Here is a 16,296-nt window from a genome sequence, read left to right as displayed (position 1 = left end):
CGCCAATTGGCGGGTTTTTGTCTATAAACGTCAGCGTTACTCGTTGACTGGCGCAGGTTTGGTTGCTGGCGCAGTTGATTGGTTAACTGCGGTATGGCCGCCTGCCGAGCCTTTCCCAGAGAATGGATAGGTCGGGCGTACCCAATCACTGTGTCGAGCAGGTTCGGCGTTGTATGCCGGCGCTGGGGCTTTAGTCATTGGTGCCGTCGCATGGAGCTTATAGCGAGGCAGCTCAACGATAGTCACAGCTTTTGTTACGTTCGCGGCAGATTCTTCTACAACCACTGGTGTGCTGGTAGCGATCGCCAGCTCATCCTGAACGCTTTGTGGTTGGCTGACTTCCTGTACTTCCGAAACCGCCGGGGTAGAAACTGACGCTGCCACATCAGTTGTTTCAGTCGCGTCAGCGATATCATCTGCCAGTTTTTCTTCAGCAACGACAGTTTCAACGGTCTGTGTGTCTTCAACTGCCTGAAGCGTAACAGTATCATCAACCTCAACAGCTTTTGCTTCTTCAACCGCACTCACAGCAGCCGCTGCGATGACATCATCGATAGCCGTATTCTCAGTAACTACTGGTTCGACAACGATGTTTTCATCCACAGAGTTCAGGTCGACATCCGCTACATTGCTATCCTGGATAACGTCGGCAGATTGTGCTGTTGCGGTGACAGCGGCTTCTTCGTGAACTACCGCTTCAGTAATCGCGACGTTTTCAACCGCGTTGGATTCCACTGTGTCAGTTTGTGCAGTCACTGCGGATTCGACAAAGGCAGGTAACAGCGGTGTTTCAATTGCTGCTACGTTCTCTTCCAACTGTTGGTTTTCAGCCTGCTGCGGTTGTGCGACAGGATAGCTAACCCATACTTTTCCTGATGCCATTTCCGGTGACGCGGCAGCAAATTCCAACTGCATTGGCGACTGAGACGGGTAACGCTCATCACGATAACGACGGCGGCGCTGGCCGCTAACACGCAGGTGGCGAGGTGAACGACGCGAACGACGTGGCATACCGCCATTTTCGCCATTAGCACGGTTTGCATCGTTTTGCTCGTTATCGCTCTCGTTGGTGTCTATCGCAGCATTGTTTGGCTTAACGTAAGACTGAGCCAGTTCGGATGCTTCCGCCACCGGTGCTGCGTTATCAGAGAGCGTATCCTGCTGCGCTTCAGACTGAACACGTACTTTCTGCGTTAACTGACGGCGTTGACGGCGTTGCATAACCGGAGTCGGTTTATCCTGATCGGCTGCATTGTCATCGGAATCAGGGGTTGCTGGTTGAACTTTTTCCTCTGTCTGAGCTGGGCGGCGCTCATCCTGACGACGACGCTGACGTTCAGCACGCGGTTCACGGCGCGGATGTTCTTCCGAGCCCGCTTTTTCCACATTTTCCGTAACGCGGTTTTCCGCAACCGTTTCGTCGTTTTGTCGCTTGTTACGGCGCTGATCATCACGCTGTTCACGATTGTCACGATTGTCACGATTGTCACGATTGTCACGAGAGCCACGGTCACGGCGATTATTACTCTGACGGCGTGAATTACGACGTTCAGAGCGTTGGCCTTCAGTAGACTTCTCTTCTTCGGCTTTCTTCTCGTCAACGCTATCCGCTACTTTTGCTGCTGGTTCAGAAGCAAAGACGCTTTTTAAAGCACCGAAGAAACGGCTAATGAGGCCAGGCTGAGCCTCTTCTGCGGCTTTCGCTACCACCGGAGCTGCTTTGGCAACCGGTGGTGCAGTTTCTGCCGGCATTTCAGCCATACTGAACGTTGCTAAAGCGGGTTGCTCAGGCTGTTTACGTTCGATCGTTTGTTCATCTTGCAGTTGCTGCGTTTCCGTTTCCAAACGCTGAGGCAACAGATAACTGAGCGTCGGTTTTTCTTCGCCTTTACGGACACGAACCACAGAGTAGTGCGGTGTTTGCATACCGTCGTGTGGCACGATGATCGCGCGCACACCACCCTGACGTTTCTCAATGGCGTTGACGGCATCACGCTTTTCGTTCAGCAAATAAGACGCAATCTGGACTGGAACGATGGCGTGAACTTCTTTGGTGTTTTCTTTCAGTGCTTCTTCTTCAATCAGGCGAAGAATCGACAGTGAAAGTGATTCATTATCACGAATTGTCCCTGTGCCGCTACAGCGCGGGCAAACGTGATGGCTGGATTCGCCCAGTGAAGGGCTCAGACGCTGACGTGACATTTCCAGCAGACCGAAACGGGAAATCCGACCGATCTGAATACGCGCACGATCTTGGCGTACTGAATCACGTAGGCGGTTTTCAACTTCGCGTTGGTGACGAACTGGGGTCATATCGATGAAGTCGATAACGATCAGGCCACCGAGGTCACGCAGGCGAAGTTGGCGGGCAATTTCATCTGCGGCTTCAAGGTTCGTATTAAATGCCGTCTCTTCAATATCACCACCGCGTGTTGCGCGGGCGGAGTTGATATCAATTGCAGTCAGCGCTTCGGTCGTATCGATAACAATAGAACCGCCGGACGGCAAGCGAACTTCACGTTGGAAAGCCGATTCAATCTGCGATTCGATCTGATAGTGGCTGAAAAGCGGAATTTCACCACTGTACAATTTGATTTTGCTGCTGAAGTCAGGGCGACCCAGCGCAGAAATATGTTCTTTCGCCAGATCGAGAATTTTGGGGTTGTCGATCAAAATCTCGCCAATGTCTGGGCGCAGATAATCACGGAAAGCACGGACGATCACGTTACTTTCCTGATGAATCAGGAACGGTGCCTGGCGACCTTCAGCGGCTTTTTTGATCGCGTCCCAGTGTTTCAGACGGAAAGCCAGATCCCATTGCAGTGCTTCAGCGGATTTACCCACACCAGCCGTACGAACAATGAGTCCCATGCCATCAGGCAGTTGTAACGATCCCAATGCTTCTTTGAGCTCAGTACGATCGTCACCTTCGATTCGGCGTGAGATACCGCCTGCGCGAGGGTTATTCGGCATTAAGACCAGGTAACTACCCGCCAGACTGATAAAGGTGGTCAGCGCTGCACCTTTGTTGCCACGCTCTTCTTTGTCTACCTGAACAATAACTTCCTGACCTTCACGTAACACGTCTTTAATGTTCGGACGACCATGGGAAGCATAGTTGCTGGGGAAGTATTCGCGGGCGATTTCTTTAAGAGGGAGGAAACCGTGCCTTTCAGCGCCGTAATCAACAAAAGCCGCTTCAAGACTGGGTTCGATGCGAGTGATTTTACCTTTGTAGATATTTGCTTTCTTCTGTTCATGACCTGGGCTTTCAATATCCAAATCATACAGCCGTTGACCATCAACCAAGGCAACACGCAACTCTTCCTGCTGAGTTGCGTTAATTAACATTCTTTTCATCTTCAACTTACTCGTTATTTTTACTTGCATTATTGATAGAGCTGCGGACAAAAGAACCGCATGACCGGAGTGAACCGATGGCCTCGTGGCTTATCGCAGGGACGTCAACCTCCCGGTTGTCGCCTGCATAGAGACGCATGTTTCGGTAGCCTGTGTTTGCTTATGGAAAACAGCGCATTTACTGAGGGAACAGCTTCTGAATAATGTCGCCAGATCTGATTCCATTTGCCGGCCAAGCTGCAATCCGCAGCCCGCTAACTGCTTGATTTCGCATTACGTCTTACGCCATTGCTGCGTGTGTGCGTCATCAGGCAAATTTAATAATTTCGCAATTTCCCCTTGTTCTATCGGAAATCCGCGTGGGAAACGCAAAAGCATTATTCCACTGCTGATACCGTTATAGCAAGGTGACTTTGCCTGTCTGTATAAAGATAGTTCTGTTGTGATCACCAAAACGGACAGGGTTTGGTGCTACAGCCCAACGCATCCGTAAGTGCAACAATATCTTCATAAGTCAGACACACAGTTAAGCACAGAAAAAGAAGTGGCGCTATCGGGTTGCTCTATTTAGAATCGCGCATCATGAAAACAGATAATCCTTCAGTACAATTTGTGACGATCTCCGCAGATGAAGCGGGGCAGCGTATCGATAATTTTTTGCATACCCACTTAAAGGGTGTGCCTAAAAGCATGGTTTACCGTATCTTGCGAAAAGGTGAGGTAAGGATAAATAAGAAACGGGTCAAGCCGGAGTATAAATTGCTCGACGGTGATGTCATTCGAATTCCGCCTGTGCGACAGGCAGAACGCGATGAAACACCTGTTTCTGCCAGTCTTGGCAAAGTGGCGGCATTGGCTGAGTGTATTATTTATGAAGATGACTACCTGTTGGTGCTGAACAAGCCTTCAGGTACGGCCGTGCATGGCGGCAGTGGCTTAAGTTTCGGTGTGATTGAAGGGCTGCGTGCTTTACGCCCGGAAGCGCGTTTTCTGGAATTGGTACATCGCCTCGATCGCGATACTTCAGGCGTTTTACTGGTCGCCAAAAAACGTTCGGCCTTGCGTTCTCTGCACGAACAGCTGCGGCTGAAAGGGATGCAAAAGGACTATCTGGCGCTAGTTCGCGGTCAATGGCAGTCACATTGCAAAGTTGTTCAGGCGCCACTGCTGAAAAATATCCTGCAAAGTGGTGAACGCATAGTTCGGGTAAACAGCGACGGTAAACCGTCAGAAACGCGCTTTAAAATCGAAGAACGTTTTGAACACGCGACGCTGGTGCGGGCGAGCCCTGTTACTGGGCGTACACATCAAATTCGTGTACATGCCCAGTATGCTGGGCACCCCATCGCGTTTGATGACCGTTACGGCGATCGCGAATTCGATGAACAACTAAAGGACACGGGATTAAAACGTCTATTCCTGCATGCGCAGGCGCTACGTTTTGAACATCCGAACACGGGTGAAACGCTGAGAGTCGAAGCGCCATTGGATAGCGGGCTACGGCGCTGTTTACAAGCGTTGCGCAAGACAAAAAGCTAATCATTCACGCCGCTTTTATCTATCGGGGTAGCTTTCTATTGGGCTATCCCGATTCGTTTTATACCACCAGTGGATTCACGCCTTCCTTTTGTAACATCTGTATCAGCGCGATTAAAGGTAACCCAATGAGTGTATTAGGATCTCGTCCCGACAATCGCTCAAAGAGGGCAATGCCCAATCCTTCGCTTTTAAAGCTGCCCGCGCAGTTCCACGGCTGCTCTTTCTCCAGATAACCGTCAATTTCCGCTTCCGTTAGCGTACGAAAATGCACGTCAAATGGCTCTGCGAGGCTCTGTATTTCTTGGGTTGCGCTATTGAAGAGCGCTAAACCCGTGAAGAAGGAAACACACTTTCCGCTGGCCTGCTGTAACTGGCGTGTTGCGTTACCCTTATTATGCGGTTTTCCTGTTATCGCGTTCCCAAGGACGCAAACCTGATCGGAACCGATAATCAGGTGATTGGGGTAGTGCGCGGCCAGCACTCGTGCTTTGCTTTCAGCAAGGCGGATCACGAGATCGACAGCGTTTTCTCCGGGGGGAGGGGTTTCATCGATATCTGGTGATGCGCAAACAAAAGGGATCGCGAGCTTTTCCAATAAGGCTCGACGGTAAGGTGAGGTTGAGGCGAGAACAATCTGCTGCATAATTTTTTGATAAACCGTAGCGTAATGATGAAAGGCATTTTAAACTGTGCGCCGCTCTGGAAGCGAATATTGGTGAAAGGTGGTGCATCACTGCCTTTTTCTTTGACTCTATGTCGTTACGACGTTAATATGCGCGCCCTATGCAAAAGGTAAAATTACCCTTAACCCTTGATGCGGTCCGCACTGCTCAGAAGCGTTTAGATTACGTCGGTATCTATTCGGCTGAACAAGTAGAGCGTGTTGCCGAATCAGTGGTGAGTGTGGATAGTGATGTTCAGGCCTCTTTATCTTTCAATATTGATAATCAGCGTCTGGCAGTGATTGACGGTAACGCTGACGTTACGGTCACACTGATGTGTCAACGTTGCGGAAAGCCGTTTGAACATCAAGTCCATGCGACATTCTGTTTCAGCCCGGTCGTCAATGATGAGCAGGCCGAAGCGTTACCGGAAGCGTATGAGCCGATCGGCGTTGATGAATTTGGCGAAGTCGATCTGCTGGCAATGATTGAAGATGAAATTATTCTGATGTTGCCTATCGCCCCGGTGCATGATTCTGAACACTGTGAAGTGTCCGAAGCGGACATGGTTTTTGGTCAACTGCCTGCAGAGGCGGAAAAACCGAATCCGTTTGCCGTATTAGCCAGTTTAAAGCGTAAGTAATTAAGGAGTAAGGTCCATGGCCGTACAACAAAACAAACCTAGCCGTTCCAAACGTGGTATGCGTCGTTCACATGATGCGCTGACTACCTCTTCTGTATCCGTAGATAAAGTTTCTGGCGAAACTCACCTGCGTCACCACATCACTGCGGACGGTTACTACCGCGGTCGCAAGGTTATTGCTAAGTAATTCCTGCGAATTATTTGCAAGGCAATACCTTGACACGCCTAACTCTGGCGTTAGATGCGATGGGCGGGGATTTTGGTCCCTGCGTAACAGTGCCTGCTGCATTGCAGGCACTGGCTTCTAATCCAGCTCTCAATTTGTTATTAGTCGGCGATCCTGCTGCGATTACTCCATTACTTGCCAAAGTCGATTCTGATTTACTTTCCCGCTTAGAAGTTGTTCCGGCGGAGTCGGTTATTGCTAGTGATGCGAGGCCGTCGCAAGCTATTCGCGCGAGCCGTGGTACCTCAATGCGCATCGCGCTTGAGTTGATTAAAGACGGTCGAGCACAGGCCTGTGTGAGTGCTGGCAACACCGGTGCACTGATGGGGCTGGCCAAGCTCTTGATTAAGCCACTGGAAGGCATTGAGCGCCCCGCGTTGGTGTCAGTATTACCTCACCAGCAACACGGAAAAACAGTCGTGTTGGATCTGGGAGCGAATGTTGACTGTGACAGCACGATGCTGGTTCAGTTTGCCGTGATGGGCTCAGTGATGGCAGAAGAGGTGCTGGGACTGGCGAATCCTCGGGTCGCGTTGTTGAATATCGGTGAAGAAGAAAGCAAAGGGCTGAGCACTATCCGTGAAGCAGCGGCACAGTTAAAAGAGGCACCATCAATAAATTATATCGGTTATCTGGAAGGCAACGATCTGCTGACGGGGAAAACGGATGTGATGGTCTGTGACGGCTTTGTGGGTAATGTCACATTGAAAACGGTAGAGGGTGTGGTAAGGATGTTCCTGTCACTGCTGAAATCTCCCGCTTCAGGCCCAGGGCAAAAACAAAAGCGATCCTGGTGGTTGAAATGGCTGGGGCGTTTGTTACAAAAACGCTTATCAAAGCGTTTCGGCCATTTGAACCCCGATCAATATAATGGCGCATGCCTGCTAGGATTGCGGGGAACTGTAATCAAAAGCCATGGTGCAGCAAACCAGAGAGCGTTTGCGGTTGCTATTGAACAGGCAATGCAGACGGTACGGCGGCAGCTTCCCGAGCGGATTGCCGCTCGTCTAGAAGCGGTATTACCCAAGAGTGACTAAGCGTACATGTATACAAAAATAATCGGAACGGGCAGCTACCTGCCTGAAGAAATCAGGACAAACGCTGATTTAGAAAAGATGGTGGAAACGACGGACGAATGGATCGTCACACGTACTGGAATTCGTGAGCGCCGTATTGCTGCGCCGGATGAAAACGTTGCGACCATGGGATACAGTGCCGCGCAGAAAGCGCTGGAAATGGCGAATGTCGATCCTTCTGAGGTTGGCCTTCTAATCGTTGCTACAACATCATCAAGCCATGCTTTCCCTAGCTCAGCCTGTCAGGTTCAGCAATTATTAGGGATAAAGGATACGATTGCTTTCGATCTGGCCGCTGCGTGTGCAGGTTTTACCTATGCGCTGAGCGTTGCCGATCAATATGTTAAAAGTGGCGCGGTGAAATACGCACTGGTGATCGGCTCCGATACATTGTCTCGCACATTGGACCCTGAAGATCGCGGGACGTTGATTCTGTTCGGAGATGGTGCGGGTGCCGTACTGTTAACGCCGTCAGAGCAACCGGGTATTCTTTCCACCCATCTTCATGCCGATGGTCGTTATGGCGAGTTGCTGACGTTGCCGCATCAGGATCGTAACCATACAGATACGCCTGCTTACCTGACGATGGCGGGTAATGAAGTCTTTAAAGTGGCAGTGACTGAACTGGCACATATCGTTGAGGAAACGCTGCAAGCGGCTCAACTGGACAAAAGTGAATTAGACTGGCTGGTGCCTCATCAGGCTAACCTGCGAATTATCAGCGCCACGGCGAAGAAGCTGGGTATGGGGATGGACAAGGTGGTTGTGACGTTGGATCGTCATGGTAATACCTCCGCTGCTTCCGTGCCTTCAGCGCTTGATGAAGCCGTGCGCGATGGGCGTATTCAACCAGGGCAACTGGTGTTGCTTGAAGCCTTTGGCGGCGGGTTTACCTGGGGTTCCGCGCTGGTTCGTTTTTAATTAAACAGGATTGTGATATGACGCAATTTGCAATGGTGTTTCCCGGTCAGGGCTCGCAGACGGTAGGGATGTTGGCTGAACTTGCAGCAGAATACCCGATCGTCACCGAAACGTTTGCTCAGGCTTCTGAAGCGTTAGGTTATGACCTGTGGCAGCTTACCCAGCAAGGGCCGGCTGAAGAGTTGAATAAAACCTGGCAAACTCAGCCTGCATTGCTGACCGCCTCTGTTGCTATCTGGCGTGCCTGGCAGCAGCAGGGAGGAAAAACGCCTGCGTTGATGTCTGGCCATAGCCTTGGTGAGTATTCTGCACTGGTTTGTGCAGGTGTTCTGGATTTCCAACAGGCTGTTCGTTTGGTTGAATTACGTGGCAAACTGATGCAAGAAGCGGTGCCGGAAGGTACAGGCGCAATGTATGCCATTATCGGCCTTGATAACGATGCCATTGCCAAAGCCTGTGAAGAGTCTGCGCAGGGACAGGTGGTGTCACCAGTAAACTTTAATTCGCCGGGTCAGGTGGTGATAGCGGGTAATAAAGACGCCGTTGAGCGTGCGGGTGCTGCGTGTAAAGCGGCGGGAGCGAAGCGGGCGCTGCCGTTGCCTGTCAGTGTTCCATCACACTGTGCGTTGATGGAACCTGCTGCGAAGAAACTGGCTATTGCGCTCGAGTCCGTGACCTTTAATTCTCCGGTCATCCCAGTTGTAAACAATGTAGATGCCAGCATCGAAACCACGCCGGAAGCGATTCGTGATGCGCTGGTGCGCCAGCTTCATTGCCCAGTGCGCTGGACTGACTGTGTTGAATTTATGGCCTCTCAAGGGGTTGAGTCACTGTTAGAAGTCGGGCCGGGTAAAGTGTTGACTGGCTTAACCAAACGAATCGTCGATACCCTGACAGCAGCTGCGGTGAACGATCCTGCTTCTCTATCAGCGGCGATTGAGAAATAAGAACGGAGAAGACAATGAGTTTTGAGGGGAAAATTGCACTGGTTACCGGTGCAAGCCGTGGTATAGGGCGTGCCATCGCCGAGACGTTGGTTGCTCGCGGGGCAAAAGTCATTGGTACTGCAACCAGCGAAAAAGGTGCTGAAGCCATTAGTAGTTGGTTGGGTGAAAACGGTAAAGGTTATATGCTGAATGTTGCTGATGCGGCATCAGTAGAAAGCGTATTGGCAGAAATTCGCGCAGAATTCGGGGAAATTGATATTCTTATCAATAACGCCGGCATCACTCGTGATAACCTATTGATGCGTATGAAAGATGATGAATGGCACGATATTCTGGATACCAATCTCACGTCGGTATTCCGTATGTCTAAAGCAGTGATGCGTGCCATGATGAAGAAACGTTTTGGCCGTATCATTACCATCGGCTCCGTTGTGGGAACGATGGGCAATGCAGGGCAAGCTAACTACGCGGCAGCGAAGGCGGGGCTGATTGGGTTCAGCAAATCCCTCGCGCGTGAAGTCGCTTCTCGTGGTATTACGGTCAACGTGGTCGCACCTGGTTTTATCGAAACAGATATGACTCAGGCATTGACAGAAGAACAGCGAGCAGGCATTTTGGCGTCGGTTCCAGCTAACCGACTCGGTGATGCTAAAGAAATCGCCAGTGCTGTTGTATTTTTAGCCTCTGATGAAGCTGCTTACATTACTGGCGAAACATTGCATGTCAATGGCGGCATGTATATGATCTAAAAAGCTCGAAAACTATTTGCTTTATTTGCGGTGATAACCGCAAAATAGCACAAAATCGTGGTTCGACCAGCCGAGATTTTGTTGCATCTTTTCAAACATTTTATACACTACGAAAACCATCGCGAAAGCGAGTTTTGATAGGAAATTTAAGAGTATGAGCACTATCGAAGAACGCGTTAAGAAAATCATCGTTGAACAGCTTGGTGTTAAGCAGGAAGAAGTCGTAAACAATGCTTCTTTCGTTGATGACCTCGGCGCTGATTCTCTTGACACTGTTGAGCTGGTAATGGCTCTGGAAGAAGAATTTGATACTGAGATTCCAGACGAAGAAGCTGAAAAAATCACGACTGTTCAGGCAGCCATTGATTTCATTCAGGCTAACCAGCAGTAAGCGAACATATCTAGGCGGTCATTCGACCGCCTAAGTTTTTTTGTCCCGCAGTGTCTTTTTTTCCCTCCCTGGAGGATAAGCGTGTCTAAGCGTCGAGTAGTTGTGACCGGACTGGGCATGTTATCTCCTGTCGGCAATACAGTTGAGTCTACCTGGAGTGCTCTTCTTGCCGGTCAGAGTGGTATCAGCCTGATCGACCATTTCGATACTAGTGCCTATGCAACGCGTTTTGCTGGCTTAGTAAAGGATTTTAATTCTGAGGAATTCATTTCGCGTAAAGAAGCACGCAAAATGGATGCCTTTATTCAATACGGTGTTGCTGCTGGCGTTCAGGCCATGCAGGACTCTGGTTTGGAAGTAACGGAAGAGAACGCTCCGCGTATCGGTGCGGCGATTGGTTCCGGCATCGGCGGTCTGGGTCTTATTGAAGAGAACCACACTGCGCTGGTGAACGGCGGCCCGCGTAAAATCAGTCCGTTCTTCGTACCGTCCACCATCGTTAATATGGTGGCAGGTCATCTGACTATCATGTTCGGACTGCGTGGCCCGAGTATCTCTATCGCTACGGCCTGTACGTCTGGCGTGCATAATATTGGTCAGGCAGCACGTATTATTGCCTACAATGATGCGGATGTGATGTTGGCCGGCGGTGCGGAAAAAGCCAGTACGCCATTAGGTGTCGGCGGATTCGGTGCTGCTCGTGCGTTGTCTACGCGCAATGACGATCCTCAGGCGGCAAGCCGTCCGTGGGATAAAGATCGTGATGGCTTCGTGCTGGGCGACGGCGCTGGCCTCATGGTGCTGGAAGAATATGAACACGCGAAAAAGCGCGGTGCGAAAATCTATGCAGAAGTTGTTGGATTTGGCATGAGCAGCGATGCGTATCATATGACGTCTCCGCCGGAGAACGGTTCAGGTGCCGCGCTGGCGATGGAAAATGCACTGCGTGATGCGGGTGTGTCAACGAGCCAAATCGGTTATATCAACGCGCATGGCACCTCTACGCCAGCGGGTGATAAAGCGGAAACTCAGGCCGTGAAATCCGTATTTGGTGCGGACGCCAGTCGTGTACTGGTTAGCTCGACTAAATCCATGACAGGCCACTTGCTCGGTGCAGCAGGCGCAGTAGAGTCAATCTTCAGTATTCTTGCTCTACGCGATCAAGCGGTTCCGCCAACGCTCAATCTGGATAATCCAGATGAAGGCTGCGATCTGGATTTTGTGCCGCATGAGGCGCGTCAGGTCAGCGATCTGGAATACGTACTCTGCAACTCTTTCGGTTTCGGCGGAACCAACGGTTCTCTGATCTTCCGTAAAGTTTGATTGCAATCGCGTCTATAAAAACCCGGTTTCCGGGTTTTTTTTTGCCTGAATAAAATCAGACACACCTGCTTGTGGGCGATGCCGCTTTACTGGCAAGCTGACGGCGATGAATGACGCGGAGCTTATTATGCTGTGGATTAATGGTCAGTTACAGGAACAGCTTTCGGTACTCGATCGGGGTACGCAGTATGGTGACGGTTGTTTTACGACCGCCAGAGTCAGTGCTGGCGAGATTGTTTGGTTCGATCGACATATCGTTCGGATGCAACAGGCTACGGCACGCTTGTTATTCCCGCCTGTTGACTGGGAAAGCCTGATCGCGGAAATGAAACAGGCCGCACTGGGCCGTGCAAACGGTGTAGTGAAAGTCATGCTCACGCGTGGCGTCGGCGGACGTGGTTACGGCACACAAGGCTGTGCGCAGCCAAGCCGAATAGTGATACAGGCAGACTATCCTGTACATTATGTCGACTGGCGTGAGCAGGGCATTAGCCTGAATCTCAGCCCTGTGGCGTTAGCCAAAAACCCGCTGTTGGCGGGATTAAAGCATCTGAATCGGCTCGAACAAGTGTTGATTCGTGCGCATCTTGACCAGACCTCGGCCGATGAGACCCTCGTGCTTGACACCTCTGGTGCGCTAGTGGAATGCTGTGCCGCTAATTTATTCTGGCGTAAAGGGCATAGCGTCTATACGCCGGATTTGTCACAGTCTGGCGTAGATGGCGTTGCCCGGCAGCACATTATCGCTTTGCTGGCGGGGTCTGATTTCGAGTTACAGATCGTTAGTGAACCGATTGGCGTATTGGCCGATGCGGATGAAGTGTTGATTTGTAATGCATTAATGCCGCTAGTCCCCGTGAATCAGGCGCACGTCTGGCGTTACCACTCCCGAGAGCTTTATCAATTCCTGAGTTCTAACTGCTAGTAGATGGTTGATTTATGAAGAAAAAGAAAATTGGTTTGCTGATTATCGCTGCGGTTGTGTTGATGTTGCTGGTTGCGTGGCAGAAAATGCAGCGTTTTGCTGGTTCACCATTGGCTATCGAAAAAGAAACTATTTTCACGCTTCCTGCCGGTACGGGAAGAGAAGGGCTGGAAGCGCTGCTTCTCGATCAAAAAATTATTACTGATGGCGCGTTTTTTCCATGGCTGCTGCGTATTGAACCCGAATTGGCAAAATTCAAGGCGGGTACATATCGCTTTACGACGGGAATGAGCGTGCGCGAAATGTTGGTGTTGCTGTCCAGTGGAAAGGAAGCACAGTTCACCATCCGTTTTGTCGAAGGTTCACGCCTGAAAGAGTGGCTTGTCACGTTGCAGCAGGCGCCTTATATCAAGCATGCGCTGAACGATAAAACTGAGCAGGACATCGCGACTCAGTTAGACATCAAAGATAAGACGAACCCAGAAGGCTGGTTTTATCCTGATACCTATTCATATACGGCCGGTACGAGCGATAGCGCCTTGTTACAGCGTGCGCATCAGCGTATGAAAAAAACGGTGGATGAGGTATGGAAAGGGCGTGAAGAGGGCTTACCGTACAAGACACCAGACGAGTTGCTGACGATGGCGTCAATCATTGAAAAAGAAACGGCGATCAATGAAGAGCGCACGCAGGTCGCTTCCGTTTTTATCAATCGTTTACGGCTTGGTATGCGGTTGCAAACCGATCCCACGGTAATTTATGGCATGGGGGATGACTATAAAGGTGTGATAACCCGTAAAGCATTAGATACGCCGACACCTTACAATACGTATGTCATCGCCGGCTTGCCACCGACGCCGATCGCGATGCCGGGGAAAGCGTCATTGGATGCGGCTGCGCATCCAGCCAAAACGTCGTACCTGTATTTTGTGGCGGATGGAAAAGGCGGACACAGTTTTACCACTAACCTTGCAGACCATAACCGTGCTGTGAGGGTATACCGCTCAGCGTTAAAGGAACGGGATGAACAGTAAATTTATCGTCATTGAAGGATTGGAAGGCGCAGGGAAGACCACCGCGCGCAATATTGTCGTGGAAACGCTGCGTTCACATGGTGTGAAAGAGGTGGTGTTTACGAGAGAGCCCGGTGGCACACCGCTGGCAGAGAAGCTGCGAGAGCTGATTAAGCAAGGTATGGCCGATGAGAAGGTCACCGACAAAGCGGAAGTTTTAATGCTGTACGCGGCCAGAGTGCAACTGGTGGATAATGTCATCAAACCTGCGCTGGCAGATGGGAAATGGGTTATCGGCGATCGTCACGATCTCTCGTCACAGGCTTATCAGGGCGGCGGACGTGGGATCGATCAACAACTGCTGCGCTCGCTGCGTGACACCGTGCTGGGCGATTTTCGTCCTGACCTGACGCTCTATCTTGATTTACCGCCAGCCATCGGCTTGCAGCGTGCGCGTCAACGCGGAGAATTAGATAGAATCGAGCAGGAATCACTGGCTTTCTTTGATCGTACCCGTTCCCGCTATCAGGAACTGGCGGCGGAGGATGGCAGTATCCTGACGATCGATGCCTCACAGTCTATTGATGCCGTCAGTGCAGATATTCAGGCGACGTTACAGCAGTGGTTGCAGCAACAAGGGTTGCAGCCCGTTGCGCAGGGGCAGGGCTGATGGAGTGGTATCCGTGGCTGAATGCCTCTTATCGGCAGCTTATCGGTCAATATCAGGCGGGCAGGGGGCATCATGCGGTGTTGCTGCATGCGCTGCCGGGCATGGGCGATGAATCGCTGACTTATGCGCTAAGTCGCTGGCTGATCTGTCAGCGACCAGACGGCATGAAAAGTTGCGGCCAGTGCCACTCTTGTAACCTGATGACAGCGGGAACGCACCCGGACTGGCATGTGCTGAGCCCGGAGAAGGGCAAGCACAGTCTGGGGGTCGATCCGGTGCGTGACGTCGTGGAAAAAGTGTACCAACACTCTCGACAGGGCGGAGCAAAAGTGATTTGGCTGGCTTCTGCCGAGCAACTGACAGAAGCCGCTGCGAATGCACTGCTGAAAACGCTGGAAGAACCGCCGCAGAATACCTTCTTTCTATTTGGCTGTCGGGAACCCGCGCGGTTGTTGGCAACCTTACGTAGCCGTTGCCTGTATCACTATCTGGATGTCCCTAGCGAGACGCAGAGCGTACTGTGGCTGAATGCTCGCCATCGCCATGACAGCAAGGCATTGCGCACGGCGTTGAGATTACAATCGGGCGCGCCGCTAGCCGCCGAGGCGTTATTGCAGCCAGAGCGTTGGAAACAGCGTAGCGCGCTGTGTCAGGCGTTTTCTGCCGCGCTGGCTTCGCGAGATCAGCTCTCGTTGATACCACAGCTAAATCATGACGATGTTGATGTTCGTATTCACTGGTTGGCCACGCTACTGCTGGATGCCATGAAATGGCAGCAGGGGGCAAGCGAGCATTGGGTGAATCAGGATCAGATCGAACTGGTTGAGCGTCTGGCGCGCGAACCTTCCGCACATTTGCAGTATGAGCTGCAACAGTGGTTGGCTTGTCGGCAAAAATTGCTGACCGTCACGGGTGTGAACCGTGAGCTGCTGCTGACGGAACGCCTGCTTGATGGGGAGCGCACGCTTGCTTCATCGGTTAAGCGCGACAGCCATCCTTTTTCTGTTTAATTACTATCGAGTAAATATCATGTTGTTAGTGGATTCCCACTGTCATCTTGACGGTTTGGATTATGAGTCATTGCATAAAGATGTCTCCGACGTGCTGGATAAAGCGAAAAGCCGTGATGTCGGCTTCCTTCTGGCGGTAGCGACAACGCTGCCCGGCTATCGTGCCATGGTAGAGTTAATTGGCGAGCGCGATAACGTGGCTTTTTCCTGCGGTGTTCATCCGCTTAATCAGGAAGCCCCTTATGATTATGCCGAGCTGCGTGAGCTAGCCAGCGCCAGCCGCGTGGTGGCGATGGGGGAAACGGGGCTCGACTATTTCTATCAGCAGGAGACGAAAGCCCAGCAGCAGGAGTCGTTCCGCGAACACATTCGTATTGGCAATGACCTGAACAAACCTGTCATCGTGCATACACGCTCTGCCCGTGAAGATACGCTGGCAATTCTGCGTGAGGAACACGCTGAGAAGTGCAGCGGCGTTCTGCACTGTTTTACGGAAGATTTGGTCACGGCAAAAGCCTTGCTCGATATGGGGTTCTATATCTCGTTTTCTGGCATCGTGACGTTTCGTAATGCAGAAGAATTGCGTGACGTAGCGCGTTATGTACCGCTGGATCGGATGCTGATTGAGACAGATTCCCCTTGGTTAGCGCCTGTCCCGTTCAGAGGTCAGGAAAACCAGCCTGCGTATGTGCGTGATGTAGCAGAATACCTTGCTGTAGTGAAAGGTATATCGCTGGAAACCCTTGCCGCTGCCACGACAGAAAACTTCTCCCGCCTGTTTCATATCGATCCGACTCGGTTGACCGCTGCGCAATAGTGGCTGAGAATAGCCGAGTTTTTT

Annotated in this window: 16 protein-coding genes; 14 read left to right on the top strand and 2 right to left on the bottom strand. The window is 51.2% G+C overall.

The features are described from left to right. Positions 1-36 precede the first annotated feature (36 nt). The gene (rne, locus tag EDI29_RS15615) at positions 37-3,360 is read right to left on the bottom strand and encodes a ribonuclease E (RefSeq protein ID WP_137741630.1); all 3,324 of its coding nucleotides are present in this window, start codon (positions 3,358-3,360) and stop codon (positions 37-39) included. 582 nt (positions 3,361-3,942) lie between these two features. Here rne and rluC point away from each other — a divergent pair. Next, the gene (gene rluC, locus EDI29_RS15610) at positions 3,943-4,899 is read left to right on the top strand and encodes a 23S rRNA pseudouridine(955/2504/2580) synthase RluC (protein WP_137741629.1); all 957 of its coding nucleotides are present in this window, start codon (positions 3,943-3,945) and stop codon (positions 4,897-4,899) included. 58 nt (positions 4,900-4,957) lie between these two features. Here rluC and EDI29_RS15605 read toward each other — a convergent pair whose 3' ends face one another. Continuing rightward, positions 4,958-5,542 carry a Maf family protein gene (locus EDI29_RS15605; RefSeq protein ID WP_137741628.1) on the bottom strand — a complete coding sequence of 195 codons (585 nt, stop codon included), beginning with the start codon at positions 5,540-5,542 and terminating at the stop codon, positions 4,958-4,960. Positions 5,543-5,682: 140 nt separating this feature from the next. On the opposite strand from EDI29_RS15605, the gene yceD reads away from it, so the two are divergent. From yceD to EDI29_RS15540, 13 genes are all read left to right on the top strand, one after another. Beyond that, complete coding sequence (yceD, locus tag EDI29_RS15600) at positions 5,683-6,204, top strand: 23S rRNA accumulation protein YceD (RefSeq protein ID WP_005970520.1); 522 nt, start codon at positions 5,683-5,685, stop codon at positions 6,202-6,204. 16 nt (positions 6,205-6,220) lie between these two features. Continuing rightward, the gene (gene rpmF / locus EDI29_RS15595) at positions 6,221-6,391 is read left to right on the top strand and encodes a 50S ribosomal protein L32 (protein WP_011093369.1); all 171 of its coding nucleotides are present in this window, start codon (positions 6,221-6,223) and stop codon (positions 6,389-6,391) included. A 29-nt stretch (positions 6,392-6,420) separates the two neighbouring features. Further along, entirely contained in the window at positions 6,421-7,467 is a 1,047-nt protein-coding gene (gene plsX / locus EDI29_RS15590; RefSeq protein WP_137741627.1) for a phosphate acyltransferase PlsX, read from the top strand. A 6-nt stretch (positions 7,468-7,473) separates the two neighbouring features. After that, on the top strand, positions 7,474-8,427 hold the full coding sequence (locus EDI29_RS15585) for a beta-ketoacyl-ACP synthase III (protein WP_137741626.1): 954 nt from the start codon (positions 7,474-7,476) through the stop codon (positions 8,425-8,427). Between the two features lie 17 nt (positions 8,428-8,444). Then, positions 8,445-9,374, top strand: a complete 930-nt coding sequence (gene fabD, locus EDI29_RS15580; RefSeq protein ID WP_137741625.1) for an ACP S-malonyltransferase — start codon at positions 8,445-8,447, stop codon at positions 9,372-9,374. Between the two features lie 14 nt (positions 9,375-9,388). Next, complete coding sequence (gene fabG / locus EDI29_RS15575; protein ID WP_107167703.1) at positions 9,389-10,123, top strand: 3-oxoacyl-ACP reductase FabG; 735 nt, start codon at positions 9,389-9,391, stop codon at positions 10,121-10,123. A 154-nt stretch (positions 10,124-10,277) separates the two neighbouring features. Then, a complete protein-coding gene (gene acpP / locus EDI29_RS15570; protein WP_005970506.1) occupies positions 10,278-10,514 on the top strand; it encodes an acyl carrier protein in 237 nt (78 codons plus the stop codon). Positions 10,515-10,595: 81 nt separating this feature from the next. Next, positions 10,596-11,837 carry a beta-ketoacyl-ACP synthase II gene (gene fabF, locus EDI29_RS15565; protein ID WP_107167702.1) on the top strand — a complete coding sequence of 414 codons (1,242 nt, stop codon included), beginning with the start codon at positions 10,596-10,598 and terminating at the stop codon, positions 11,835-11,837. 127 nt (positions 11,838-11,964) lie between these two features. Then, positions 11,965-12,762, top strand: coding sequence for an aminodeoxychorismate lyase (gene pabC / locus EDI29_RS15560; protein ID WP_137741624.1), 798 nt, complete (start codon positions 11,965-11,967; stop codon positions 12,760-12,762). 14 nt (positions 12,763-12,776) lie between these two features. After that, positions 12,777-13,796 carry an endolytic transglycosylase MltG gene (gene mltG, locus EDI29_RS15555; protein ID WP_137741623.1) on the top strand — a complete coding sequence of 340 codons (1,020 nt, stop codon included), beginning with the start codon at positions 12,777-12,779 and terminating at the stop codon, positions 13,794-13,796. After that, a complete protein-coding gene (gene tmk, locus EDI29_RS15550; RefSeq protein WP_137741622.1) occupies positions 13,786-14,445 on the top strand; it encodes a dTMP kinase in 660 nt (219 codons plus the stop codon). The genes mltG and tmk overlap by 11 nt, the downstream gene beginning before the upstream one ends. Beyond that, entirely contained in the window at positions 14,445-15,455 is a 1,011-nt protein-coding gene (holB, locus tag EDI29_RS15545; protein WP_137741621.1) for a DNA polymerase III subunit delta', read from the top strand. The genes tmk and holB overlap by 1 nt, the downstream gene beginning before the upstream one ends. 19 nt (positions 15,456-15,474) lie before the next feature. Next, positions 15,475-16,272, top strand: a complete 798-nt coding sequence (locus EDI29_RS15540) for a metal-dependent hydrolase (RefSeq protein ID WP_137741620.1) — start codon at positions 15,475-15,477, stop codon at positions 16,270-16,272. The last annotated feature ends 24 nt before the right edge of the window (positions 16,273-16,296 follow it).

The sequence above is a fragment of the Pectobacterium polonicum genome (assembly GCF_005497185.1).
Lineage (GTDB): Bacteria > Pseudomonadota > Gammaproteobacteria > Enterobacterales > Enterobacteriaceae > Pectobacterium > Pectobacterium polonicum.
This window is presented reverse-complemented; position numbering and strand designations above follow the sequence as displayed.

Excerpts from the sequence above, each read along its gene's own strand:
- fabD (WP_137741625.1), top strand. The coding sequence starts at position 8,445 with ATGACGCAATTTGCAATGGTGTTTCCCGGTCAGGGCTCGCAGACGGTA.
- EDI29_RS15540 (WP_137741620.1), top strand. The coding sequence starts at position 15,475 with ATGTTGTTAGTGGATTCCCACTGTCATCTTGACGGTTTGGATTATGAG.
- fabG (WP_107167703.1), top strand. The coding sequence starts at position 9,389 with ATGAGTTTTGAGGGGAAAATTGCACTGGTTACCGGTGCAAGCCGTGGT.
- rpmF (WP_011093369.1), top strand. The coding sequence starts at position 6,221 with ATGGCCGTACAACAAAACAAACCTAGCCGTTCCAAACGTGGTATGCGT.
- holB (WP_137741621.1), top strand. The coding sequence starts at position 14,445 with ATGGAGTGGTATCCGTGGCTGAATGCCTCTTATCGGCAGCTTATCGGT.
- EDI29_RS15585 (WP_137741626.1), top strand. The coding sequence starts at position 7,474 with ATGTATACAAAAATAATCGGAACGGGCAGCTACCTGCCTGAAGAAATC.
- mltG (WP_137741623.1), top strand. The coding sequence starts at position 12,777 with ATGAAGAAAAAGAAAATTGGTTTGCTGATTATCGCTGCGGTTGTGTTG.
- tmk (WP_137741622.1), top strand. The coding sequence starts at position 13,786 with ATGAACAGTAAATTTATCGTCATTGAAGGATTGGAAGGCGCAGGGAAG.
- rne (WP_137741630.1), bottom strand. The coding sequence starts at position 3,360 with ATGAAAAGAATGTTAATTAACGCAACTCAGCAGGAAGAGTTGCGTGTT.
- acpP (WP_005970506.1), top strand. The coding sequence starts at position 10,278 with ATGAGCACTATCGAAGAACGCGTTAAGAAAATCATCGTTGAACAGCTT.
- yceD (WP_005970520.1), top strand. The coding sequence starts at position 5,683 with ATGCAAAAGGTAAAATTACCCTTAACCCTTGATGCGGTCCGCACTGCT.
- EDI29_RS15605 (WP_137741628.1), bottom strand. The coding sequence starts at position 5,542 with ATGCAGCAGATTGTTCTCGCCTCAACCTCACCTTACCGTCGAGCCTTA.
- rluC (WP_137741629.1), top strand. The coding sequence starts at position 3,943 with ATGAAAACAGATAATCCTTCAGTACAATTTGTGACGATCTCCGCAGAT.
- pabC (WP_137741624.1), top strand. The coding sequence starts at position 11,965 with ATGCTGTGGATTAATGGTCAGTTACAGGAACAGCTTTCGGTACTCGAT.